Below are 23,965 nucleotides of genomic sequence, written 5' to 3' on the forward strand. Positions count from 1 at the left end.
AGATTTCTTCTGTGCCGATTAGGACGCGCCTAATCAGCCCCCGCCGCCTGGATTAGCATCCGGTGAATCCCGGCTGAGCCAAATGCGACTTCAAGGCCGTGGCCACGCGATGCTAGATAGCGCGCACGGCCAATGAGACACACGACGCATGGACAGCATCCAGATCCTTGAAAAGCTGATCGCATTCCCGACGGTGAGCCGCGTTTCGAACCTCGACCTCGTCGGTTACGTGACGGAGCTGCTGGGCGCACAGGGCGTTGCCTGCCAGATGATCCGCAGCCCGGACGGCCACAAGGCCAACCTTTTCGCCACCATCGGGCCGGCCGACGCTTCTGGCGTCATGCTGTCCGGCCATACCGACGTCGTCCCCATCGACGGCCAGGACTGGACGCTGCCGCCTTTCGAGATGACCGCGCGCGACAGCAAGCTGTACGGCCGTGGTGCTGCCGACATGAAGGGTTTTGTCGCCTGCGCGCTTGCGGCATGCATCAGGGCCGCGAAAATGAGCCTGCAAACGCCCTTGCATCTGGCGCTTTCCTACGACGAGGAGGTCGGCTGCATCGGCGTGCACAGCCTGATCGACATGCTGCGGGCAGCGCCGCACCGGCCATTGCTGTGCATCGTCGGCGAGCCGACCAACATGCAGGTTGCGACCGGCCACAAGGGTAAGCTTGCGGCGCGCGCCATCTGCAGGGGACGCGAAGGCCATTCGGCGCTCGCCCCGCTGGCACTCAATGCCATTCATCTCGGCTGCGACTTCGTCGCCGCACTGCGCCAGGAACAGGACCGGTTGGCCAGCGCTGGCGCGCGAGACGGCGACTACGACATTCCCTACACCACCGTCCACGTCGGCAAGATGAATGCCGGCGTGGCGCTCAACATCGTGCCGAACCTCTGCCAGCTCGACTTCGAGATCCGCAACGTCGCGGCCGACAATCCCGACCAAATCCTCGATGGGTTGCGCGCTGCGGCGGCGCGCATTGCCGCTGCAGCTTCAACAATCGCGCCGGAGGCGGCCATCGAGATCGATATCACCAACAGCTATCCGGGGCTGGACACGCCGGCGAATTCGCAGGCTGTGGCCTTCGTCAAGTCGCTGACCGGCGCCAACGATACCATCAAGGTTGCCTTCGGCACCGAAGGCGGATTGTTCAGCCGCGACCTCGGCACGCCGACCATCGTGTGCGGACCGGGGTCGATGGCGCAAGGGCACAGGCCGGACGAATTCGTCGGCGTCGAACAGCTGCGTCGTTGCGACGACATGCTGGACAATTTGTTGCGGCGGCTTGCCGACCACCGGCTTCAGCTTGCCTGATAAAGTTCGCTGCTATTCCACGACCCGCCCGCTGCCGAACACACCCTGTTCGACGACGAAACGGCGGCAATGATCGATGAATGCCTGCACCGTCTGCGTGCGGTGCTCGGCGTTGGGCAAGGCAACCCCCATGGTCAGAGGCCGCAAATCTCCCGCCAGCGGCACGAAGACCAGCGGCTTGCCGTCAGGCGCCAGCGTGTTCAGCGGCCGCATGTTGGCGATGCCATAGCCGAAGCCGTTCGCAACCATCGACCGCATCACCGCGATGTCGCCGGTGCGCTCGGCAATGTTCGGCCGGATGCCCCGCATCTGGAAGGCCGAGAGGAAATATTCGCGGCTGTATGGCAGGTCGAGCAGCACCATCGGCTCGTCGGCCAGTTCTTCGGTCGTAATCGAAGCCTTGCCGGCGAAGCGGTGCCCCTGCGGCAGCATGACATAGGCCGGCACCAGCATCAGCGGTTCGAACGTCGTGTCCTGCGACAGTTCGAGATCGTAGGTCAGTGCTGCGTCGATTTCGCCGCGCTGCAACATTTCGAGCAACTGCCCCTGGTTGCGTTCGAATTGCCGGAACCGCACCTCGGGATAGGCGCGCTCGAACTTCATGCGCAGGGTCGGCATGACAATTTGCGCGAAGGTCAGCAGGCATCCGACCGCCAGCGGCCCACGCACCTTCTCGGCGATGTCGCCGGCGATATCGTGCAGGGCGTCGGCATCAGCCAGCAGCCTGGCGGCTTCCTTGAGGAAAACGCGCCCGCCGGCCGTGAGCGACAGGCCATGCGAATGCTTGCGGACAAAAAGCTGGACGCCGAATTCGGCCTCGAGCTGCGCGATCGACGCCGAGATCGAAGGCGGCGAGACATTGACCTGCTCGGCCGCCTTGGTAATGGAGCCGGCTTCGCCGACGGCGACGAAATATTCCAGTTGTCTGAGCGTGAAGCGTAACGGCATGGGCTTCTATGTTGCCGGTTTGGGCGCTGCGATCAAGCGATCGCTTTGCCTCAGTATTTGATCCATGTCGTTTTCAATGCGGTGTACTTGTCCAGCGAATGCAGCGACAGGTCGCGGCCGAAGCCGGATTGCTTGATGCCGCCGAACGGTGTCATCGGGCTCAGCGCATCGACCGTGTTGACGGAAACCGTGCCGGCGCGGAGCCAGCCGGCAACGCGGTGCGCGCGCGAAAGACTGTCGGTCCACAGCGATGCCGCCAGCCCGTACGGGCTGTCATTGGCAATGCGGATAGCTTCCTCTTCGTCGTCGAAGGCAATGACTGACAGCACCGGCCCAATATCTCGTCCCTGGCAATCGGGTCGTCATGGGCAACATTGTCGAAGATGGTGGGCTGTATGAAGCTGCCGCGACCATTGACCGTGACCCGGTCGCCGCCGGCGACCAGGCGCGCGGTCTTCTTGCCGGCCTCGACGAAGCGCATGACGTTGGCGGCGTGGCGGGCATCGACCATGGCGCCCATTTTCGAGGCCGGGTCGAGCGGATCGCCAGGCTGGGTGGCGGCCGCGCGCTCAGCCAGTTTCTCCACGAAGGCATCCTTGATGGAGCGTTGCACGAGCAGGCGCGAATTGGCCGAACACACCTCGCCCTGGTTGAAGAAGATGCCGAAGGCCGCCATGTCGGCCGCCGCATCGAGATCGCCGCAATCGGCGAAGACGAGGTTCGGGCTCTTGCCGCCTGTTCGAGCCAGACCTGCTTCATGTTCGACTGACCCGAATACTGCAGGAACATCTTGCCGACCGAGGTCGATCCGGTGAAGGCAAGGCAATCGACATCCATGTGGCGGCCGAGCGCCTGGCCGGCCGTCTCGCCAAGGCCGGGCACGACATTGAGCACACCGGCGGGCAGGCCCGCCTCCATGGCGAGTTCCGCCAGCCTGAGCGCCGAGAAAGGCGACTGCTCGGCGGGTTTCAGCACCACTGAATTGCCCGCCGCCAGCGCGGGCGCGCATTTCCAGGTCGCCATGTCGAGCGGGAAGTTCCACGGCACCACGGCGCCGATGACGCCGAGCGGCTCGCGCCGCACCAATACCAGATCGCTGCCGCCGGTCGGCGCGATCTCGTCGTAGATCTTGTCGATGGCCTCGCCATACCATTGGAAGATCGCCGCCGAACCCGGGACATCGACAGTCGCCGCATCCGTGACCAGCTTGCCCATGTCGAGCGACTCGAGCAGCGCAAGCTCCTGCAGGTTTTCGCGCAGCAGCCGCGCCAGCCGCAGCAGCACATCCTTGCGGTGCGCCGGGCTCGTGCGTGACCAGACACCGGCCTCGAAACTGCGGCGCGCCGCGGCAACGGCGAGATCGATATCCTCCTCGCCGCAGGACGCCACCTCGGCCAGCGTTGCGCCGGTGGCCGGATTGATGCTGGCGAAGGTGCGGCCTGAACGCGCGGCAACAGTCTTGCCGTCGATGAACGCCTTGTCGCGAAAACGGATCGCGGATGCCTTGCCGATCCAGTCCTTGTGACTGAGTTCGCTCATGCGGATGCCTCCCCCTGTATGCCGGCTACTTGCGTACTGGCTACTCGTCGCCCGGCACGCCGTAGCTCGGCGCGTCGGACGGATTGATCGCGCGGGTGACATAGGCATCGAGCTGCGGCTTGTAGCGGTCCCACAAGGTCGCCAGCTCCTCGATCGGGCAGCTGTCGGTCCAGTCGCAGCGCAGGTCCGCGACGGGCCAGGCGACTTCGCGCACCAGCTTCAGTCCCGCCGAATGCACCGGACCCGCCTCGCCTCCCGCCTTCAGCGCGGCGCGCATGGTTGCGATCAGGCGGTCGCCGAGATGCCCTTCCGAGGCCAGGAACGCCTCGACCATGGCTTGCGGCACGCCATCATGGGCCAGCATGTTGCCGCCGCAGGCGACATTGTCCGCGCGCGCTTCCGCCCAGATGCCGAGCGCTTTGGGTCCGGAATGGATCGCCGTGGTCCCGGCGGCATCGACAGCCAGCACCTGCCGGTAGTCGCTGTAGGCGCCGGTGCGCTTCAGGATAGCGACCGCCTCGGCGGCCGAGGCACCGCGCGCCAGCAGTTCGAGCCCCTTTGTGCCGAGCGTCGGATCGGTGACGTTCTGGCTGGCGACCGCGCCGACGCCCGCCTGCGCATAGGCGCAGCGCGCCGCCACCGCCGGAGAGGAGGACGACACCGCGACGCCGAACATGCCGGTGCGGCTGCACCGCGCGACAATGGAGAATGTCATGATGATCAGTCCGGGATTACGGCGGTGCCGTCGATCTCGACCAGCCAGTCCGGCCGTGCAAGGGCCTGCACGACGAGGCCGGTCGAAACCGGGTGCACGCCTTTGATGTACTCGCCCATGGTGCGGTAGACCGCCTCGCGATGGCGCACGTCGGTGATGTAGACGACCACCTTGACCAGATGCTCCATGGTGCCGCCGCACTCCTCGATGAGCTGCCTGATGTTCTGCATCACCTTGTGCGTCTGCTCGGCCGGATCGTGGCTGTCGATATTCTTGGCGGTGTCGAGATCCTGCGGACACTGGCCACGCAGATAGACCGTCCGGCCGCCCCGCGTGACGACCGCCTGGCACAGATCATTGTCGAGCTTCTGCTCGGGATAGGTGTCCTTGGTGTTGAACTTGCGGATTCTCGTATGCGCCATCCTGGTCTCCATAAGGTCGGTCTCGCAGCTGTTGTCAGCGTCGGTCAGGCGTCCACTGTCTCGCGCCGTGCTGCAGCGTGATAGGCCAGATATTTGCGCTGCGTCGAAATTCGGTCCGCGACATGCTTGGCATCATGCCAGACACCCCAGATGAAACTCGATCCTCTTCGCGACTGCCAAGGCAGGCCGAGAAAATAGAGTCCAGGCTCGACCGAGACGCCGCGCTGATGCCTTGGCCGGCCCTTCTCGTCAAAGGCATCGACCTTCAACCAGCTGTAGTCGACGGCAAAGCCTGTCGCCCAGATGATCGCCGCTATCCCGGCTTCGGCCAGATCGAGCTCTCGAAGCGGATTGGCCAGGCATTCCGGATCCGGGTCGATCCGGCGAGCCGTGGGCTCCTCCGGAAGATCGAGGCCGTTGCGCGCGACATAGGCGTCAGCCTCGTCCAGCAGCGACATCAGATTGGCGTCGCCGCGGGCAATGTTCTTCGCCAGATCAGGCGCGAAAGTCAGCACGCCGTCCTGATATGTCTTGGTCATGCCGACCAGGGTAAGACCCTGCGCGGCCAGCCGACGGAAATCAATCGTTTCGCCGCCACGCGCGCCGCTCACCGCAATCGTGACATGTTCCGTGCCAGGCCCCGGGGTCTCGAGGTCCCATTTGCCGAGAACGCCAAGCCACCAGCAGAAATCGCGCCCGCGATAGGCACGCGGCGGGCGGTCGTGCGCGCCGACCGAGAGGTAGACGCGTCGCCCCGAGCGCTGAAGCTCGTCGGCGATCTGCACACCTGACGATCCCGCCCCGACCACCAGCACCGCGCCCTTTGGCAACTGTCCGGGGTTGCGGTACGCGCTGGAATGAATCTGCAGGATATTTGCATTTGCAGGGACAAGGGCGGGGATGACGGGGACCTGGAAAGGGCCGGTCGCCGCAACGATGCTGTTGGCTTCGATCACCCCATCCGACGTCTCGACGCGGAACCCGGGCCGACCGACATTTCTTTGTGCGAGCCTGACCTCGACGCCGCAGCGGATCGGCGCATTGATCTGCCTTGCATAGGCGGCGAAATAGTCCGCAACCTCCTCCTTGGAGGGAAAGCCGTCGGGCCCCGTCACGGGAAATTCCATACCCGGGAATCGGTCATGCCAGGCCGGACCATTGGCAACGAGCGAGTCCCATCGCTGCGAACGCCAGCGCTCGGCGATCCGGCCACGCTCGAGAACCAGATGCGGCACCGCGCACTTGCTCAGATGCTCAGACATAGCCACCCCCGCCTGGCCACCGCCGACGACAAGCGTGTCTATTTTTTCCACCGACATTTCTGCGTCCTTTCCCCCCAAGAGTTTCTGCGGATGCGAGGAGGTCAGACCGCTGGTGTACTGGAGGGACTGATTACCGAAAATTACGATTTCACGTGGCAGTGGTTAGCTTGTCCCTAAATGCCAGGAGACTGGCCAACGTGAGACTACGACAGCATCGCCCTGGCTGCTTTTTCGCCGATCATCATGGACGGCGCATTGGTGTTGCCGCCAATCAGCGTCGGCATGATCGAGGCGTCCGCCACGCGCAGATTGTCGAAGCCGCGCACCTTGAGGCCGGCGGGGTCGACAACTGCCATGGCGTCATTGCCCATCTTGGCCGTGCCGACCGGGTGATAGACGGTCAGCGCCTCGGCACGCAGATAGGCAAGGATCTCGTCGTCGGTGACGACATCCGGTCCCGGCAGGATTTCCGGTCCACGAATATCGGCAAAGACCGGCGAAGCCAGGATCGAGCGCGCCAGCTTGATGCCTTCGACGAGGGCCAGGGCATCCTGCCCGTCACTGAAGAAGCGGTGATCGATCAGCACGTTGCGGCGGGTGCCGTCACGCTCGAGCGTGATTTCGCCGACGCTTCCGGGTCTGAGCACGCAGGTGTGCACGGCATAGCCGTGGCCGTATTCGACAAGCCGGCCGCGATGGCTGCGGTAGCCCGGAACAAAGTGGAATTGGACATCGGGAATATCGCCGGCATATTTCGTCTTGGCGAAGCCGCCGGCCTCGACGTAATTGGTCGTCAGCATGCCCTTGCGCCGGACGAAATACTGAAAGGGTGCGGCCAGCATCGCCGGCAGATTGGCGAGCGACAGGCCGAGCGTCCTGGCGCTGTTCGATCGCATCGTGATCATGCCGTCGACATGGTCGCGCAAATTCTTGCCGACGCCCGGCACGTTCATGACCGGTTTCACCCCCGCCGCCTTCAGTTCCTCGGCCGGGCCGATGCCGGTAGCAAGCAGGATGCGCGGCGATCCGATCGCGCCGGCGCTGAGCACGATTTCGGCACGGCATATCAGCCTTTGGGCTGATCCGTCCTTGATCACATTGACGCCGGTGACGCGCCCGCTTTCGACCACCAGATCAAGCACCTCGACACCTGACAGCACCTGGAGATTCGGGCGGCCGTGAACCGGTCGGACGAAAGCGGTGTAGGCCGAGAAGCGTTCCCCCTTGTTCTGGGTGACATTGTAGATGCCGAGGCCGAGTTGGCCATCGCCGTTGAAGTCGCGGTTTTCGGGCAAGCCCACGCCCCGACCCGCCTCTACCCACAAGCTGGATACGACGTTGGGATCGCGCGGATTGTCGACCAGCAGTTCGCCGTCGAAGCCGTGATAGGCCGGGTTTTGCGACAGGAGGTTCCGCTCCAGTCTCTTGAACACCGGCAGCACGTCGGCATAGGACCACCCGGCGCAGCCAAGCGCTGCCCACTCATCGTAGTCCTGGGCGGCGCCGCGAATATAGACCATGGAATTGATCGAACTCGAGCCGCCAAGAAGCTTGCCGCGGTTGACCGGTATGCGGCGGTTGTTGAGCAGCGGCTGCGGCACGCCCTTGTAGCCGTAATCGAAAGCCGGATTGCCGTAGAGCGAGAGGATGCCGGCCGGCACGCGCACCCTTGTGCGGTCGTCGCTGCCGCCGGCCTCGATGAGACAGACGCGGTTGGCGGGGCTCGCGCTCAGCCTGTTGGCCAGAACACAACCGGCCGAGCCCGCACCGATGACGATATAGTCGAATTCCGCGGCCTCAATGCTCATGCCGGTCTTCGTTTCATGCATGTCGTCTTCCCAAAACCGAGGTCACTTTTGGGCGACATGCATTAGTGCTCTTCGTCTTCGTCGTTCTTCAAGAGCTCGAGGATTTCCCGCTTCATGGCGATGAAGTTCGGCTCCATGACCAGATTCATGCTGCGCGGACGCGGAAGGCCGACACGGATTTCCTTCTTGATCTGGCCGGGCCGGCCGGACATGACGAGCACCCGGTCCGCCAGCAGGATCGCCTCGTCAATGTCGTGGGTGACGAAGAGGACCGTTTTCTTGGAATGGTCCCAGATCCTCAAGAGAAGCTTCTGCATGGAGTGGCGGGTCTGGCTGTCGAGCGCGCCGAAGGGTTCATCCATCAGCAGCACCTGCGGATCGTTGGCGAGCGCACGCGCAATCGCCACGCGCTGCTTCATGCCGCCCGACAGCTGCGAGGGATAATGGTTGGCGAATTTCGCCAGGCCGACCTCGTGCAGGAAATGCTCGACGATGGCCCTGCGCTCGGCCGCCGACATGCCTTTGCGCTTCGGACCGTATTCGACGTTCTGCGCCACCGTCAGCCAGGGGAACAACGTGTAGGCCTGAAACACCATGCCGCGATCCGGACCCGGCTCGGTAACCGGCTTGCCGCCGACCGAGATCATGCCGCCGGTGCGCTCCTCGAGGCCGGCGATGAGATAGAGCAGGCTCGACTTGCCGCAGCCGGATGGGCCGACGATCACGCAGAACTCGTTGGGCACGACATGGAAGGAGATGCCGTCCAGCGCCAGCACGGCGTTATCGCCCTTGCCGTAGCGCAGGACCACATTGTCGATGCCGATGTCGGCGCTCTTCGGTTTCGTCGCGAGTGTCAGGGCATCCATGTCTACGAATTCCTCAGTTGGCCCAGGGAGCGACGAGGCGGCGGATGCCCCGGAACAATTGGTCGGTGCAAAGACCAAGGATGCCGATCATGGCGATGGCCATGAAGATGACGTCGACCTGGAAGCCGCGCATCGCCTTGAGCGAGATGTAGCCAAGTCCGCTTCGGGCGGCGACGAGTTCGGCAACGACGAGATAGGTCCAGGCCCAGCCCATGGTGACGCGCAGCACGTCGAGCACGTTCGGAAGCGTGGCCGGAAAGACGATGTGGAAGACCGTATCGCGGCGTTTCGTGCCGAGCGTATAGGCTGCGTTGACGAGGTCGCGCTGAACGCCGCGGGCGCTGTCGGCGATCATCACCAGCTGCTGGAAGAAGATGCCGAAGATGATGACGGCCACGCGCTGCTCGATGCCGATGCCGATCCACAGGATGAACAGCGGCACGAAGGACGTCACCGGCAGATAGCGGATGAAATTGACGAGCGGGTCGAGTGCGGCCTGGACGATGCGGTAGGTGCCCATCGTCAATCCGAGCGGCACCGCCACGATGCTCGAAATGACGAAGCCGATCAGCACCACCTGGACGCTGGCGAGCACATGCTCCCACAACGACCCGTCAAGCGCCATGCTGATGGTGGTGGACAAGACGGATTCGGGGCGCGGCAGGAACATTTCCTTGACCGCTCCGGAATAGGTCAGAGCGAACCAGCCACCAATGACCGCGCCCCAGACCAGGACGCTGAGCGTGATGGAGAGAGGGCGCGACACGGCCCGAAAGGGCGTGGTGACAGCTTTCCAGGCGGATCGACCGGGCTGATTTTTATCCACGCTCGTGGTCACGATATGGCTGATGGGAGACGTTGCATTCGGTGCCAATGTCACAGGGAAACCCTTTGGGCTGGATAGACCGCAGGCGCGAAGGCTCGGCCTGCGGTCCAGCGAGCTCACTTTAAAAGGCCAGAGGCGAGGTCACTTCGCAAGAAAGGACGGATCGACGAGGTCGTCGAATTTGATGTCCATCTTGAGCTTGCCGAAGCCGCCCCAGACATCGCCGCCGAGCTTGATCAGCTTGCCGGCTTCACCGCTCTCGCCACCGGCAAAAAATTCGGCATTGCGCTGCTTGCCGTAGAAGTTCACGCCCGCGGCTGAGGAGGCGAAGTCCTTCGGATCCTTCAGCCAGCCGCCGACACCCTTGGCCATCACCTCATAAGCCTTCGCAGGATCTGCCTTGATCAGCTCGTTGGCCTTGTAGAGCCCCTTCACCAAGGCTTCGACATCTTTCGGGTTCTTCGCAATGTAGTCGCAGTTCAGCGCCACGACGTCGACGATCAAGCCCGGCGTCTTCGAGGAGTCGATCAAGACCTGTCCCTTGTTTGCCTTCTTGGCCAGCGTCAGATGCGGTTCCCAGGTGACGGCAACAGGAATGCGATCGGCCATGAAGGCAGCAGCGGCATCATCGGCCGTCATGTTGGTGACCTTCACGTCGGCCTGGGTGAGACCGGCCTGCTTGAGCAGGATGTTGAACCAGAACTGGGACACCGAGCCTTCGTTCAACCCGACTTCCATGCCCTTGAGATCGGCGACGCTCTTGACCTCGGTGGGTGCCAGGACGCCGTCGCCGCCATGGCTGTCGTCCAGGGCATAGACCGATTTGAAGCAGACGTCCTTCGAACGGTACTTCATGATTTCGTCTATGGTCGAGGCGCTGCCGTCGAGCTCGCCGGCGGCGACGGCCGCCATGTACATCGATGCTTCCTCGATGATTTCGAGCGAGACATCGAGGCCGCCTTCCTTGAAGTAGCCCATGTCACGCGCAAGGAAGAGCGGGCCGTATCCGACCCAGGTCGTCATGCCCAGCTTCAAGCTGCCGGCTTCGGCGTGGAGGCTCACCGAAAGGGCGCTCAGAGCAATGCCGGCCGCCAGTGCGGCGCGGCGAAACTTCGAGATTATTGTCGTCATCACGTTCCCCTGTCTTTTTCTGAGGTCAGGCGCTGTCGGCGCCATAACAACCCGCTTCGGACGGATCGCCGAAGTCTGCCGCCTGACGTTCTTTTTGTTCTCTTTCAGCCGGCGGAAGGAGCAAAGCACGCTGTGTGCGATGCACAAATAATGATTTTCGATAATTCTGCTTAGGCTGGGCCTAACCAGGCCGGCGCTGGCCGCACTCGGGCCTTAGGCGCATGCATGACCGTCTCAATGTCGGGGCGGCTGTGCGAAGAAAGCAGGGGTTTGCAACGGCCCTGGAGGCCATGCCGACAGAGCATTTCCGTGAAACGGTGGAACGCTCCGGTCAGTGCTTCAAAATCTGGCTGAGGAACAATCTGGTTCGATCGTGGCGTGGCTGGCCGAAGAATTCGTCTGGCGTACCCGCCTCGACGATCTGCCCGGCGTCCATGAAGATGACGCGGTCGGCCACCGCTCGGGCAAAGCCCATTTCATGCGTCACGCACACCATGGTCATGCCGTCGCGGGCAAGCTCCGTCATGGTGTCCAGCACCTCGGACACCATTTCCGGATCGAGGGCGGAGGTCGGTTCGTCGAACAGCATGACAGCCGGCTCCATGCACAGGCTGCGGGCAATCGCCACACGCTGTTGCTGGCCGCCGGACAGCTGGATGGGGAACTTGTTCGCCTGCTCGGGAATGCGAACCCGCTCGAGGAACTTCAGCGCGGTCTTGCGCGCCTCCTTTTCCGGCACGCCCTTCACCCACATCGGGCCGGCCATGCAGTTCATCAGCACCGTCATGTGCGGAAACAGGTTGAAATGCTGGAACACCATGCCGACGTTGGAGCGCACGTCGGCGACATTGCCCATCTTGCCGTGCAGGGCAACGCCGTTGACGGTGATATCGCCCTCCTGATGCGCCTCCAGGCGATTGAAGCAGCGGATGAGCGTCGATTTGCCGGAACCCGAGGGGCCGCAGATGACGATCCGCTCGCCCTTGTGGACGGTCAGGTTGATGTCCTTCAGGACATGAAAGGCGCCGTACCACTTCGATACGTTGCGCGCTTCGATGATGGCATGAGCGCTCATCTGACCTTGCTCCTGTGGTAATGCCGCTCGATGCGCGCCTGGATCAGTTCGAGGCAGATCGACAGCATCCAGTAGATCATGGCGGCCGAAATCAGCATCTCCATATGCTGGAAGGTCTTCTGGCCGAGGGTGCGCGCCAGGAACATCAGCTCCCATACGCCGATGACCGAGACCAGCGAGGAATCCTTCAGCATCGAGATGAACTGGTTGCCGGTCGGCGGAATGATGACCGGCAGCGCCTGCGGCAGGATGATGCGGCGCATGGTCAATGTGAAGCCGAAGCCCATGGAGCGCGACGCCTCCCACTGACCGCGATCGATGCTTTGTATGCCGGAGCGGAAGATCTCCGTCATATACGCGCCATAGCAGAGCGAAAGCGCCAGGATGCCGGCAGGCACCGCGTTGATGACGAAGCCGAGTTGCGGCAGGCCGAGATAGATCAGGTAGACCTGCATGAGCAGCGGAAGGCCGCGGAAGAAGGAGGTGTAGAAACTGGCGATGGCGTAGGCGAAGCCATTGCTGGAAAGCTTGGCGACCGCGCCTGCGACGGCGATGACCGAAGCGATGACGATCGAGATCGCCGAGACGTAGAGCGTGGTGACGACGCCCTGGCTGATCAGGAACGGCAGCTTCTCCCAGATAAAGGGCAGGCTGAGATGGAACGTCTCGAAGAAGGCGATGAACAGGAGCAACAGTTCGAGCCAGACGATGCCGATCTGGAACTTGAGCGGCGCGAAACCGATCAGCACGACATTCAGGGTGAAGATCACCGCTATGGCGAAGGCAATGGCAAAGCGGCCGTAGAGGCCACTCACCGACGGTTCGCCGATCACCGGGCGCATCAGTTCGGCGAAGCTGGTGCCCGACATGTTGAAAGCCATGAAGAGCAGCAGAACGACACCGAACATCGTCGCCACGAACCAGGGTTTGTGGACGAGGATTTCGGCTTCGACGGTATCCGGATAAAGCATCTTTGAGCACCGGCTGTTCGGCGACCTGCCGGGGGCAGGCCGCCTTTTTGAGGGGCTAGTTTGTCTTCGAATAATCCTGCCCGTACCATTTTTCGGAGAGCTTGCTCAGCGTGCCGTCCTCCTTCATCGCTTTCACGGCGTCGGCGATCTTGGCGGAGAGTTCGGGATCGCCGCGTTCGATGGCGATCGCCAGCGGCTCGTAGAATACCGGATCGCCCACCTGCTTGATCGGGTAGCCGGCCTTCTGCGCATCGAGGATCGACGGCAGCGAAGAGACCACAGCGTCGAGGCGCACGCCGTCGCCGAGGCGAAGGTCGTCAAAGGCGGTCGTCGAATTCTCGTAGGAATGGACCTCCTTCGGGTTGAGCTTGTACTCGAATGGCGGCGCACCGGCGGCGTCGAGCGTCAGATCCTTCTTCGCATAGGCCTCGAAGGTGGAGGTGCTGGTGGCGCCGACCACCTTGCCGTCTAGATCGGCCAGCGTCTTGGCCTTGCTGTCCTTGTGCACGGCAACGGCCGCCGGTGTGTAATAGTAGACCGCCGGAAAATCGAAGATCTCGGCGCGCTTCTTGGTCGGCGTCATCGAGCCGGCATGCATGTCCCAGCGCCCTGCCCAATGGCCGGCGGTGATGATGTCCCAGCCGGGCGTGATGAACTCGACCTTGACGCCGAGGTGCTTGCCGATCGCCTTGGCGACGTCGACATCGAAGCCATCCAGCTCGTTGCTGGCATTTACGAAGGACTGCGGCGCCCAGTTGGCATCGGTCGCCACCTTGAGCGTGCCGGCCGCCATCACGCGGTCGAGCACCGCGCCTGCGTGAGCAGGATATGCGCCAAGCGCAAGCGCCACCGCGGCCATCGTCACGTGTCGTCTGTTCCAGATTGTCATGTGCGTATTCCCCTGTTGTTGTTCAGTCCCTTGCGGTCACGATGGTTCAGCCGGTCGTGACGTCGCAATTTCGTGCCGACCAGGTCGGCGTCCTCTCCCGAAGGCTCGTGGATTTAGCGACGTCGCGGCCGGTCCGGTCTTCCGATGTCGCGGAGGATGTTTGCCGTCGCCATTCCCCCGATCACAGGGAAGGTCCCGGCCTGTTGCCTGCGAGATGTCGTGCAGCGCCTGGTGTCCGATGTTCTCTTTCGCATCGCGAAGGCTGCTATTCATCGGCGGTGGCCCCTTTTCCGCGGTCAGCGTCCAGCAGGAAATCGCCCATAACGGCGGCAACCCGAGCCGGCGCCTCGATCAGGATCGAATGGCGAAGTCCGGGCAGGATGGCGAGTTGCGACCCTTGCACCTGTTCGTGCATCAGCCGTGCCATGCGCGGGCTGGAGCCCTGGTCGTCCTCGCCGGTCACGATCAGCGTCGGGCAGGTGACGCGGTCGAGAATGCCGCCGAAATCGGTTTCGGCGAGAACGCGATAGGCCGCCGCGTAGCATTCGCGGTCGTTCTCGGCGTCACGCCGGCGCAACTCGGCGATGACCTCCGGGTTGCTGTCCTGAAAATCCTCCGTCAGCCAGCGCGACAGCGAGGCGGCATGATGCGCCGAGGCATCGCTCGCCATCAGCGCCGCCAGCCGGCCACGCACCGCGTGCCGTTCCTCAGGCGTGCGGCCGGCAACCGTCGACAGCAGCACCAGTTTTTGCAGGCGCTCGGCATGCGTCAGCGCCAGGCGCTGTGCGATCAGGCCACCCAGCGAAAACCCAGCCAGGTGGAAGGTGGCAAACCCGACATGGCCGGCCAACGCCAGCGTCTCACCGACGAAATCGTCGATCTCGTAGCGGCCCTTGACCCGGCTGGAACGGCCATGGCCGCGCAGATCGAAGGTGAGAACAGCGAAGCGATCTTTCAGTTGGCCGGCCACGCCATTCCAGGCTTCGAGATAGGAACCGACCCCATGGATGCAGACCAGCGGCACGCCGCCCTCGCCCTCAAGGCGCCAGTTGAGCAGCACGCCCTCGACATCGAGCTGGCCGGAGCGCGCCATGGTCACGCCCTCGCCGCCTGGCGCACCTTGTCGCGCTCGCGCGCGGCGAAGACGGGCATCACCTCGTCGACCCACAGCTTGATCGTCTTCTTCTGCAGCTCGAACGGCAGGTTGAAGGTCAGGCCGAGGCAGTACTGGTCGACGCCCGCCGCTTCATAGTCGAGCAGCTTCTCGATCACCTCGTCGGGCGTGCCGAACATCAGGTTGCGGCGGATGTTCTCGGGATTGTAGTTGTCCTTGCCCTTGACGCTCTCGTAGGGGACAGCTTCGGGAAAGCCGTTTTGCACGGTGCCGATGTTCTGGAACAGGTTCTCGAAGGCGCGGCCGTAGTCGATGGCATGCCCGACCGCGATCTCCCAGTCCTGCGCCCGTTCGTAGACGCAGGTGCGCCGCTGCATCATCAGGCGCGGGCGCGGCACCTCGGGATGATCGGCAACGGCCTTGCGGAATTTCTCGCCGAGCACGGCGATCTCGGCCGCCGGCGCAGACAAGGGCGTCGACAGGATCGAGGCGCCGATGCCGACCGCCCAGTCGAAAGTACCCGGGTCTCGCGCGGCCACCCAGATCGGCGGATGCGGCTTCTGCAGCGGCTTCGGCACGCCGGCGGCGAGCGGGAACTTCCAGTAGTCGCCGTCATGGGCATAATCCTGCGCCCACAGCTTCTTCACCGCCGGCACCAGCTCCTTCAGATAGGCAACGCCTTCCTGCTGCGGCATGCCGCCGGCCATGCGGTCGAACTCGTACTGATAGGAGCCGCGCGCGATGCCGAACTCCAGCCGACCGCCGGTCAGGTGGTCGCAAAGTGCCGCCTCCCCTGCCAGCCGGATCGGGCTCCAGTAGGGCGCGACCAGCGTCGAGGTGCCGAGCCGGATCTGCTCGGTATGCTGGGCAAGCCAGGTCAGCGTCATCAGCGGGTTGGGCGAGATCGTGCATTCGATCGTGTGATGCTCCGCCGTCCACAGCGTCTCGAAGCCGCCCTCGTCGGCCAGGCGCGCCAGGTCGAGCAGATTGCTCTTCACCTTCGACATCGGCATGTCGGGCGAAAAGCGCTCCATGGTCAGCGAAACAGCGAATTTCATGTCGGTCTCCCCAGTGCGTCGGGTTTGGTCAGCGAAGGCGGATAATGAAGGGGTCCTGCATGGCGCCGGAGTAGTCGATGACGATGTTCTTCAGGCGCGAGAACTCCTCCATGGCGTCGAAGCCGCCGCGCCGCCCGTAGCCGCTCTCCTTGAAGCCGCCATTGGCGGACATGAAGGAGGACGCGCGGTAGGTGTTGATCCAGACCGTGCCGGCCTCGACATTCCTGGCGAAACGCAGCGCGCGGTTGATGTCCCGCGTCCAGATGCCGGAGGCGAGCCCATAGCGGGTGTCGTTGGCGAGACGGATCATCTCGTCTTCCGACGAGAACGGCATGACACCGACAACCGGACCGAACAGTTCCTCCTGCATGAACTCCATGCCGTTGTCGGCATCGGTCATCACCGTCGGCTCGAAATACCAGCCGCCGGCAAGCTCGGCCGCCTGCGGCCGCTTGCCGCCGGCCGCAATCCGCGCGCCCTGGCGCACGCCCGAGGCGACATAGGTTTCCACCTTGGCAAGCTGCGCCGACAGCGCCAGCGGTCCGATGTCGGTTTCCTCCAGCATCGGCAGCCCGACCCGCACGCGCCTTGTGCGCTCGACCAGCGCCTCGACGAAACGGTCATAGACGCTGGCCTCGACGAAACAGCGCGAACCGGCGACGCAGGTCTGCCCTGCCGCCGCGAACACACCGGACACGACGCCGTTGACGGCATGATCGATGTCGACATCGCCGAAGACGACATGCGGCGACTTGCCGCCGAGTTCCATCGAGCAGGGAATGAGATTCTCCGCCGCATTGGCGGCAATCCGGCGGCCCGTCGCCGTCGAACCGGTGAAGACGAGTTTTGCAATGCCTGGATGCCGCGTCAGCGCGTCCCCCGCCGCAGCGCCGGTGCCGGTGACGACATTGACGACGCCGGCCGGGAAGCCGGCCTCCATGATCAGTTCGGCCAGAGCGAGCGTGGACGCACTGGCATGCTCGGACGGCTTGACGACCACCGTGTTGCCGAGCGCCAGGCATGGCGCCAGCGTGCCGGTGAGCAGCATCAGCGGCGAATTCCATGGCGTGATCATGCCGACGACGCCGATCGGCTCGCGCAGGTTGAAGTTGAGCATGTCGAGCTTGTTGACGGGGATGGTGTCGCCGAGCAGCTTGTCGGCCATCCCTGCGAAATAGGTGTAGCTGTCGGGCACGGCGCGCATCTGCGCCCGCATCTCCTTGAGCAGCTTGCCGTTGTCGCGTGTCTCGATCAGCGCCAGCTCGTCGGCGTGCTCCAGCACCAGCTCCGCCAGCCGGCGCACGAGCTTGCCGCGGTCGGTCTGGGTCATGCGCCGCCAGGCTGGAGCGGCGAAGGCGGTACGCGCGGCCTCGACAGCCGCGCCGACATCCTCGGCGCCGGCCTCGGCGAACTGGTACCAGGGCTTGCCGGTGGTCGGGTCGAAACTGTCGATGTAATGCCCACCTTTCGGCGCCACGAACGCACCGTTGATGAACAGGTTCTGGCGTGAGCCTTCGAGCGATCCGACCGTCGTTTTCATGCTGTCTGTCCTGCGTGGAACATCATTCGGACGCGGCCTGCGTCCACGATTGCGACTGGCCGTCGATCATGGCGACGCGACCGCCGTCACCGGTGTCGATGTAGATGCCGAAGCGCTTGTCCTGGCGCTCGCGCGCATAGCGGCGCAGCATGGCGCGCAATTCATGCGTGGCGATCCGCTCATAGGGCAGCGCGTCGACGGAAAAGAAGGCGTGGCCATCCGGAAGTGCGGCTTCAGCGCTCTCACGGCTGAGTTCGGCGCGGTAGATCAGATAGCCGGGGTCGCTGTCGGCGACGTCGAACACCGAATAGAGGAAGGTGTTTTCCGGGACGAGGCTCAGCGCCTCGCCGCCATCGAGGACGAGCTGGCTGTCGGCCTTGCGGCGCCGCGCCGTCGGCAGCACCCAGCTTCCCTTGCCATCGGTGCGCAAGAGGATGCGGTTCCCCGCTTCGACCAGATAGCCGATGATCATGTCCTGCGAGGCCAGCCAGCCGGCGGGCAGCGGATCCTTGACGCTGGCGTAACGGCCGCGGCAAAATCCGAGCGGCGCCGATGGGCTGGTTCCGAAAGCCTGGACCTGGCCGATCAGGATGATGTGGTCGCCGGCCTCGATGCGGTTGTGAACGGTGCAGTCGAACCATGTCAGGCTGTCGGTGAGGATCGGCGCGCCGGTGTGGGCGCGGTCATGGTTGACCGACTGGAACTTGTCCGCCGCTTTGGACGCGAACACCGAAGAAACATCGACCTGGCCTTCATGCAGGAAATTGACCGCGAAGGACCGTGTTTCGTTGAAGGCGGGAAAGCTCGCCGCCGCCTTGCCGACGCAGACCAGGAGCAGCGGCGGGTCAAGCGAAACCGAGGTGAAGGAGTTGGCGGTCATGCCGCGCGGATAGCCGTCGCAGTCGCGCGTGGTGATGACGGTGACGCCGGTGACGAAGGTGCCGAAGGCACGACGCAAGGCGATCGGATCGATCGTCCTTTGTGCCACCGCGTTCGCCATTGCTTTCCTCCAGATTGTCGGACGAAAGCTAGGCAGGTGCCGGCCGGCATTCTTCCTCCGGTCTGTAGGAAAGATGTCGCGGCGTGCTGCTGCCATCCAGAGCAAGTGCAGGCGCGACAAGCCCGCGCCTGCGGCGGCTGCCGCGTCGCTACAGTGATGGCGAGGTCAAGAGAGTCTAGCGGGCTGTCGGCACGCGGCTGTCGATGATGCCGCTAAGACGGATCGCGAGTTCGACCGCGAAGCGTTGTTCGGGCGTGTCGAGACGGATCCCGAACAGTTCCTCCATGCGCGACAGGCGATAGCGCAAGGTTGTGACATGCAGGCCGATGGCGTCGGCGCAGGCCTGGCTGCGGCAGCCCTCGCGCAGATAGGCAAACAGCGTGTCCAGATAGGGCGTGCCGTGCTCGCGGTCGTGCGCGATCAGAGCGCCGACGCTGTCCTCGACGAAGCCGCGCACGTCGGGGGCGTCGGCGGCAGCGACCAATATCGGCAGCGGGCCGAAATCCTGGCCGGCGAAAACACCGGTGCGCCCGAAGGAACGGCCGATCCGGATCATGCGGCGGCACCGCTCCCAGGCGATGGGATAATCGGCCAGCGCGGCACAGGCCTCGGAAAGCACCACCACCGGTTCGCGCTCGAAATAGCGGCCGAGCTCGGCCGCGATCCGGTGCGGCAATTTCGCGAAACGCGCGCCGTCCTGCCCGGCATCGGCAGGAACCAGGCAGACAAGCCCATCCTCCACCGCGATGGCCGTGCCGGCAATGCCGGCCTGCTGCAGGAGACGCACCAGCGCATGATGCGGATCGGCAAGGCCGATGGCGCCGTCCTTCACCTGCTCGGCGAGATCGACGACGATCATCTTCTGCGCAACGGTCAAGTCGAGCCCCAGCCGGCGGGCGCGATTGACGATATCGGCCTCGTCGCGCCAGCGGCGCTCCGCCACCTCCAGGAAAAGCTCGGTCAGCGAACGCGTCTCGAAACGGAAGCGGACGAAGCTGCGCATCATCTGCACGCTGAGTGCGAATTTGGTGCTGTCGAGCAGCATCTGATCGAGCTGGCCCGATGCCTGTGGCGTCGGGAAAATCATCATCGCGCCAACCACTTCGGCGTCGATGGTCAGCGGCTCGATGCGCACCGAAAGCTTGAGTTGCCGCTTGCCGTCATCGACGAACAGCGTCTCGGTGTGGCGCCCGTCGGACGCGCCGCGCGCGATCTTGAAGATCTGCCGGCTGAGCGTTCCGCTCACCGCCTGCTGCCACGAGGTGACGTCGAAATGCGCCGCGCTCGGGGAACGGCCTGCGACGACCAGATTGGCATGGAAATCGATCACCACCACCGGATTGGGCAGAAGCTCGCTGACCTTTTCGGCGAGCGAGACCACCGATCCGTCCGACAAGGCCTGCTGCAGAAGCGAGGTGTGCGCCGAAAGCGCGCGTTGCAGGCGTTCGCCGGCCTGCTTCTCCTGGCGCAGCCGATGCTGTTTCTCGACCGCGATCTCGCCCAGATGCACGATCATGCCGATGAAGGCGATATCCTCCGCCATCACTTCGGTGATCTCGCGCGAGACGACGGTCAGCACCATCGGCCGGCCGTCCTCGTCGACGCAGTTCATCGGCATGACCAGCACGCTGCGGTAGTCGCGCTCGAAGGCCTCGCGGCGATAGCCCGGAAACTCCTCCGACACCCGCGCGTCCCTGATATAGACCGGCTCATTGCGGTTGAGCGCGACGATCGAGGGACTGGTGGCCAGTTCCCAGCGATCCGGCAGCGTGCGGTGAATGAGCGTCGGATCGTGGCGCACGATGACATAGGCGTGGCCATGCGGCGCGTCGATGCCCATGATCGAGCCCAGCGTCCATTTGGCATGACGGCAGGCCGCCAGCACGAGGTCGCGCAGCACGGACTGGAGATCGCCGCCCGAATTGATGAGGCTGGCGGCGTCCCGCAAGGAAAGAATTTGCGACTCGTGGTCCACGCCTGATCTTCCGCCACTCGCGAAGGGCGAATTTTAGCCGTCGCGGATGTACCAACGCTACACCGCTTCCAAGCGGGGCGCACGCCGATTCTTCCTACGAACCGGAGGAATACCCGCCGATTGGCGCTCATTAGATTTGCGCTTCCACGTGGAGAGGCCAAATCATGGAATTGCGAAAAATCTGCACCTTCATCGAGGAAGTGCACCTTGAGGGCAGCAGGGCGGCCGCCAGGCCGGTGACATCGATCGTCGTCGCCGCCGTCTTGGGCAATCCATGGGCCGGGCGCGGCTTCGTCGAGGATTTGCGGCCGGAGATTGTCGCCATCGCACCCCGGCTCGGGCAGGAACTCACGCGCCGCCTGATTGGGCTGATGCCGGCGGAACGCATCGAAAGCTACGGCAAGGCGGCCGCCGTCGGAACCGCCGGCGAGATCGAGCATGCCTCCGCCATGATCCACACGCTGCGCTTCGGCAATGTCTTCCGCGATGCCGTCGGCGGCACGACCTATCTCGAATTCTGCAACACACGCAACGCGCCTGGCGCGCTGCTGTCGCTGCCGATGATGCACAAGAGCGAGAACGGCCGCCGCTCGCATTTCATCACCGCCAACTTCCAGATCGCCGACGGCCCGGCCGCGGACGAGATCGTCGTCGCCATCGGCGCGGCGGATGGCGGCCGCATCCATCCCCGCATCGCCGACCGCTTCCAGGACATGGCCGAGATGGAGAAAGAGCGGCTCGCCGTTCAAGCCTGACATATTGCCCAGCCGGCTTGGCCTCTCGATCGCCTGACGTTAGCCTCTGCGATTGCCGAACGCGGGAGTGACATGTGACGATACGGCCAATCGTGAGATTTCCCGATCCTCGTCTACGCTCCGTCGCCGAGCCCATATCGGTCTTTGACGAGGACCTGCACCGGCTTGCCGGCGATCTCACCGACACGATGCGCGCCGCTCCAGGCATCGGAATCACCGCGCCTCACATCGGCATCCTGAAACGGCTGGTGGTCATCGAAGTGTCGCCCTCGGCGGGCCTGCGCAGCTACGTCAACCCGACCATTCTTTGGGCATCCACCGAGACGATCCGCCATGTCGAAGGCAGCGTGTCCATGCCAGGGGTCACGGAACAGATTGAACGGCATGCAGGTGTCCGCATCGGCTACCAGACCCTGGACGGCGACCACGCTATCGAGGAGGCCGAGGGCCTGCTCTCTGTCTGTCACCAGCACGAGATCGACCAGCTCGACGGTCTCTTCTGGATCGAGCGACTCTCCCGCCTGAAGCGGGAGCGGCTGGTCAAACGATACCAGAAACAGCAGCGGGGCTTTTAGTCGACGGTATCAACGCATTCGCCGTCGCCAGGCTGGGCAAAGTCCAGAGCCCCTCGCCTCAGATCACCGCTTCTTCCAGGAACGGCTCGTTGCGCGCAATGCGCTCGTAACAGAACGGCGACAGATCGAGCGTCTGGAAAGCGCCGTGAACGATCAGCTCCGACACCGCCCGGCCCACCGCCGGCGACTGTTGCAGCCCGTGTCCCGAAAAACCATTGGCGAACATGAAGTTGGTCACCTCCGGATGGAAGCCGACAATGCCATTGTGGTCGAGCATGTTGTATTCGTAGTGGCCGGTCCAGCTGGTCTGGACCTTTAGTGCATCGAAGGCCGGAATGCGGTGCCACAGCGCCGGCCAGATGTAGTCGTCGAACTCCTCGAAGTGCATTTCGAAGTCGTCATAGTCCGCCGGTCCGTCGCCCTGCGGCGTGTTGCCGGTGAGGAAAAGCTCGCCTTCCGGCCGCACGAATGTGCCTGACAGGTCGATGACATTGGGCATCCGGCCGGGGATCGGAGTGGCGCTGGCGAAGACGAAGCTGTAGCGCTTGTAGGGCGCGACCGGGATGGACAGGCCAGCCATGGCGGCGACCTGCTGCGCACGCGGGCCGGCGGCGTTGACCAGGGTTCCGCAGGAAATCACCTCGCCGGTCGCGAGCCGGGCCGAGACGACGCGCCCATCGGCGATATCCAATCCGGTCACGGCGTTGTCGACATATTCGACGCCGCTGGCGCGCGCCGCACGGCGGAAGCCGTTGAGCAGGCCCATGGAATCGAACCAGCCCTCTTCGCGCGAGCCCCAGGAGCCGCCGCCAAGGTCCTCGACATTGAGCCAGGGGAAACGTTCCTTCAGCGGGCCCGGTTCGAGGAACACTGTATGGGCGCCTAGGCTGCGCTGGAGGTCGACGCGTTCGCGCGCCGCCTCCACGCCTTCGGGTGAGCAACAGTAGAGATAGCCATGTTCCTTGAAGCCGAGATCGGGCGCCGGCTCATCCTTGTAGAACGGCGCCATCCGCTCCGGAAAACCGCGGATGATGTCGATGCCGAACTGGCTGATCTTCACATTGATCGGATTGGAATATTGCTGGCGGATGGCGCTGGTTGAGAGCGCGGTCGACGAGAAGGTGTAGCTCGAGTCGCGCTCGACCACGAGGATCGAGGCGCCATTGCCCAGCGCCTGGCTCAGCCAGTAGGCCGTCGACGAACCGACAACCGCGCCGCCGACGATGACGATGTCATAGGCAGCACGCGACGGTGCCTTGTAAGCAGGAATTGCCACGGTCTGTCTCCCGTCTACTGGTTGAAGGAAGCGATCAGGGCATCCGAGCCCCGGGCCAAAAGGCCGAGATCCGAGCCGACGGCGACCATGGTGAAGCCGTCGGCAAGGTAGCGGTCGGCATCGGCCTTTGCCGGCGCCAGTATGCCGCTGGCCTTGCCTGCCGCCGTTGCGGCCTTGCGCACCGAGGCGATCGCCTCCTGGACATGCGCGGCACCCGGATTGCCCATCGCGCCCATATTGGCGGAGAGGTCGCCGGGACCGACGAAGAGGACGTCGACGCCGTTAACGGCCGCGATCGCGGCGGCATTGGCGACGCCCAACTCATCCTCGATCTGCACGGCGAGAAGCTGCTGCTCACGCGCCTTGGCGTGGTAGCCGGCAATGCGGCCGAAGGCGTTGGCACGGTGACCCACCGAGAAGCCGCGAAACCCGCCAGGTGCGTAGGTCATGGCGGCGACGATAGCGCGGGCCTGATCGGCCGTGCGCACATTGGGGATCATCAGGCTGCGGGCGCCGATATCGAGCACCTGCTTGATCAGATTGACATCGTCGGAAGGCAGTCTGACGACCGGCTCGCTGTCGAAGCCGGCGATCACCTGGAGCTGCGCCATGATGCTGCGCAAATCGTTCGGGCTATGCTCGCTATCGATCAGCACCCAGCCTGCGCCGGAACCGGCGACGATCTCGGTGGTGAGGGCGGAAGCCAGCGAGCACCAGATGCCGATATGGGCATGGCCGGCCGTCACGGCGGCCTTCAGAACGTTGCGGCGCTCCTGCATTTCGCGGTGGTCTCCAGTCAAAGAAGCTGCATTGAAATTTGTATGATGTCCTATATCATATGACTTTGACTCGATGCAAGATGTGCCCGACCGCTGAGCGACCATGAACTGTCAAACGGAAAGGAA

21 protein-coding genes and 1 pseudogene are annotated in these 23,965 nt (G+C 63.9%); 3 read left to right on the top strand and 19 right to left on the bottom strand.

Annotation, left to right across the window (positions count from 1 at the left end; all coding sequences use genetic code 11):
- The first annotated feature begins 148 nt into the window (after window positions 1-148).
- Entirely contained in the window at window positions 149-1,315 is a 1,167-nt protein-coding gene (argE, locus tag AC0V7N_RS32265; RefSeq protein ID WP_475452281.1) for an acetylornithine deacetylase, read from the top strand.
- Between the two features lie 12 nt (window positions 1,316-1,327).
- Here the strand turns inward: argE and AC0V7N_RS32270 are convergent, their stop codons facing one another.
- From AC0V7N_RS32270 to AC0V7N_RS32350, 17 genes and pseudogenes are all read right to left on the bottom strand, one after another.
- The gene (locus AC0V7N_RS32270) at window positions 1,328-2,263 is read right to left on the bottom strand and encodes a LysR family transcriptional regulator (RefSeq protein ID WP_027045706.1); all 936 of its coding nucleotides are present in this window, start codon (window positions 2,261-2,263) and stop codon (window positions 1,328-1,330) included.
- A 50-nt stretch (window positions 2,264-2,313) separates the two neighbouring features.
- Window positions 2,314-3,802: pseudogene (locus tag AC0V7N_RS32275) on the bottom strand (aldehyde dehydrogenase).
- Between the two features lie 40 nt (window positions 3,803-3,842).
- Window positions 3,843-4,517, bottom strand: a complete 675-nt coding sequence (locus AC0V7N_RS32280; RefSeq protein ID WP_475452283.1) for a DUF1028 domain-containing protein — start codon at window positions 4,515-4,517, stop codon at window positions 3,843-3,845.
- A gap of 5 nt (window positions 4,518-4,522) precedes the next feature.
- Window positions 4,523-4,939, bottom strand: coding sequence for a RidA family protein (locus AC0V7N_RS32285; RefSeq protein ID WP_112394870.1), 417 nt, complete (start codon window positions 4,937-4,939; stop codon window positions 4,523-4,525).
- Between the two features lie 44 nt (window positions 4,940-4,983).
- A complete protein-coding gene (locus AC0V7N_RS32290; protein ID WP_475452284.1) occupies window positions 4,984-6,258 on the bottom strand; it encodes a flavin-containing monooxygenase in 1,275 nt (424 codons plus the stop codon).
- 146 nt (window positions 6,259-6,404) lie between these two features.
- On the bottom strand, window positions 6,405-8,009 hold the full coding sequence (locus AC0V7N_RS32295) for a GMC family oxidoreductase (protein ID WP_475460595.1): 1,605 nt from the start codon (window positions 8,007-8,009) through the stop codon (window positions 6,405-6,407).
- A 62-nt stretch (window positions 8,010-8,071) separates the two neighbouring features.
- Window positions 8,072-8,875 carry an ABC transporter ATP-binding protein gene (locus tag AC0V7N_RS32300; protein WP_475452285.1) on the bottom strand — a complete coding sequence of 268 codons (804 nt, stop codon included), beginning with the start codon at window positions 8,873-8,875 and terminating at the stop codon, window positions 8,072-8,074.
- A 13-nt stretch (window positions 8,876-8,888) separates the two neighbouring features.
- Window positions 8,889-9,701 (bottom strand): ABC transporter permease, encoded by an 813-nt coding sequence (locus tag AC0V7N_RS32305; protein WP_475452286.1) that lies wholly within the window; start codon window positions 9,699-9,701, stop codon window positions 8,889-8,891.
- 141 nt (window positions 9,702-9,842) lie between these two features.
- Entirely contained in the window at window positions 9,843-10,832 is a 990-nt protein-coding gene (locus tag AC0V7N_RS32310; RefSeq protein ID WP_475452287.1) for an ABC transporter substrate-binding protein, read from the bottom strand.
- A gap of 331 nt (window positions 10,833-11,163) precedes the next feature.
- The gene (locus AC0V7N_RS32315; RefSeq protein WP_477220864.1) at window positions 11,164-11,907 is read right to left on the bottom strand and encodes an amino acid ABC transporter ATP-binding protein; all 744 of its coding nucleotides are present in this window, start codon (window positions 11,905-11,907) and stop codon (window positions 11,164-11,166) included.
- Complete coding sequence (locus tag AC0V7N_RS32320) at window positions 11,904-12,878, bottom strand: amino acid ABC transporter permease (RefSeq protein ID WP_475452288.1); 975 nt, start codon at window positions 12,876-12,878, stop codon at window positions 11,904-11,906. Before AC0V7N_RS32320 ends, AC0V7N_RS32315 begins: the two co-directional genes overlap by 4 nt.
- Window positions 12,879-12,933: 55 nt before the next feature.
- Entirely contained in the window at window positions 12,934-13,767 is an 834-nt protein-coding gene (locus tag AC0V7N_RS32325; RefSeq protein WP_475452289.1) for a transporter substrate-binding domain-containing protein, read from the bottom strand.
- Window positions 13,768-14,032: 265 nt separating this feature from the next.
- Window positions 14,033-14,860, bottom strand: a complete 828-nt coding sequence (locus tag AC0V7N_RS32330) for an alpha/beta fold hydrolase (RefSeq protein WP_475460597.1) — start codon at window positions 14,858-14,860, stop codon at window positions 14,033-14,035.
- A gap of 2 nt (window positions 14,861-14,862) precedes the next feature.
- On the bottom strand, window positions 14,863-15,939 hold the full coding sequence (locus AC0V7N_RS32335; RefSeq protein ID WP_475452290.1) for an LLM class flavin-dependent oxidoreductase: 1,077 nt from the start codon (window positions 15,937-15,939) through the stop codon (window positions 14,863-14,865).
- Window positions 15,940-15,967: 28 nt separating this feature from the next.
- Window positions 15,968-17,479 (bottom strand): aldehyde dehydrogenase, encoded by a 1,512-nt coding sequence (locus AC0V7N_RS32340; protein ID WP_475452291.1) that lies wholly within the window; start codon window positions 17,477-17,479, stop codon window positions 15,968-15,970.
- Window positions 17,480-17,501: 22 nt separating this feature from the next.
- Window positions 17,502-18,479, bottom strand: a complete 978-nt coding sequence (locus AC0V7N_RS32345) for a flavin reductase family protein (protein ID WP_475452292.1) — start codon at window positions 18,477-18,479, stop codon at window positions 17,502-17,504.
- Window positions 18,480-18,654: 175 nt separating this feature from the next.
- Window positions 18,655-20,454: a helix-turn-helix domain-containing protein gene (locus AC0V7N_RS32350; RefSeq protein ID WP_496627515.1), complete on the bottom strand. Its 1,800-nt coding sequence runs from the start codon at window positions 20,452-20,454 to the stop codon at window positions 18,655-18,657.
- A 164-nt stretch (window positions 20,455-20,618) separates the two neighbouring features.
- Between AC0V7N_RS32350 and AC0V7N_RS32355 the strand changes: the two genes are divergently transcribed.
- Together AC0V7N_RS32355 and AC0V7N_RS32360 are read left to right on the top strand one after the other, a co-directional pair.
- On the top strand, window positions 20,619-21,209 hold the full coding sequence (locus AC0V7N_RS32355) for an amino acid synthesis family protein (RefSeq protein WP_475452295.1): 591 nt from the start codon (window positions 20,619-20,621) through the stop codon (window positions 21,207-21,209).
- A gap of 74 nt (window positions 21,210-21,283) precedes the next feature.
- Entirely contained in the window at window positions 21,284-21,784 is a 501-nt protein-coding gene (locus tag AC0V7N_RS32360; RefSeq protein ID WP_475452296.1) for a peptide deformylase, read from the top strand.
- A 58-nt stretch (window positions 21,785-21,842) separates the two neighbouring features.
- On the opposite strand, the gene AC0V7N_RS32365 is transcribed toward AC0V7N_RS32360, so the two are convergent.
- On the bottom strand, window positions 21,843-23,060 hold the full coding sequence (locus AC0V7N_RS32365; RefSeq protein WP_475452297.1) for an NAD(P)/FAD-dependent oxidoreductase: 1,218 nt from the start codon (window positions 23,058-23,060) through the stop codon (window positions 21,843-21,845).
- 14 nt (window positions 23,061-23,074) lie between these two features.
- Window positions 23,075-23,839 carry an HpcH/HpaI aldolase family protein gene (locus AC0V7N_RS32370; protein WP_475452298.1) on the bottom strand — a complete coding sequence of 255 codons (765 nt, stop codon included), beginning with the start codon at window positions 23,837-23,839 and terminating at the stop codon, window positions 23,075-23,077.
- Window positions 23,840-23,965 lie beyond the last annotated feature (126 nt).

It is taken from the genome of Mesorhizobium kamtschaticum (assembly GCF_056174585.1).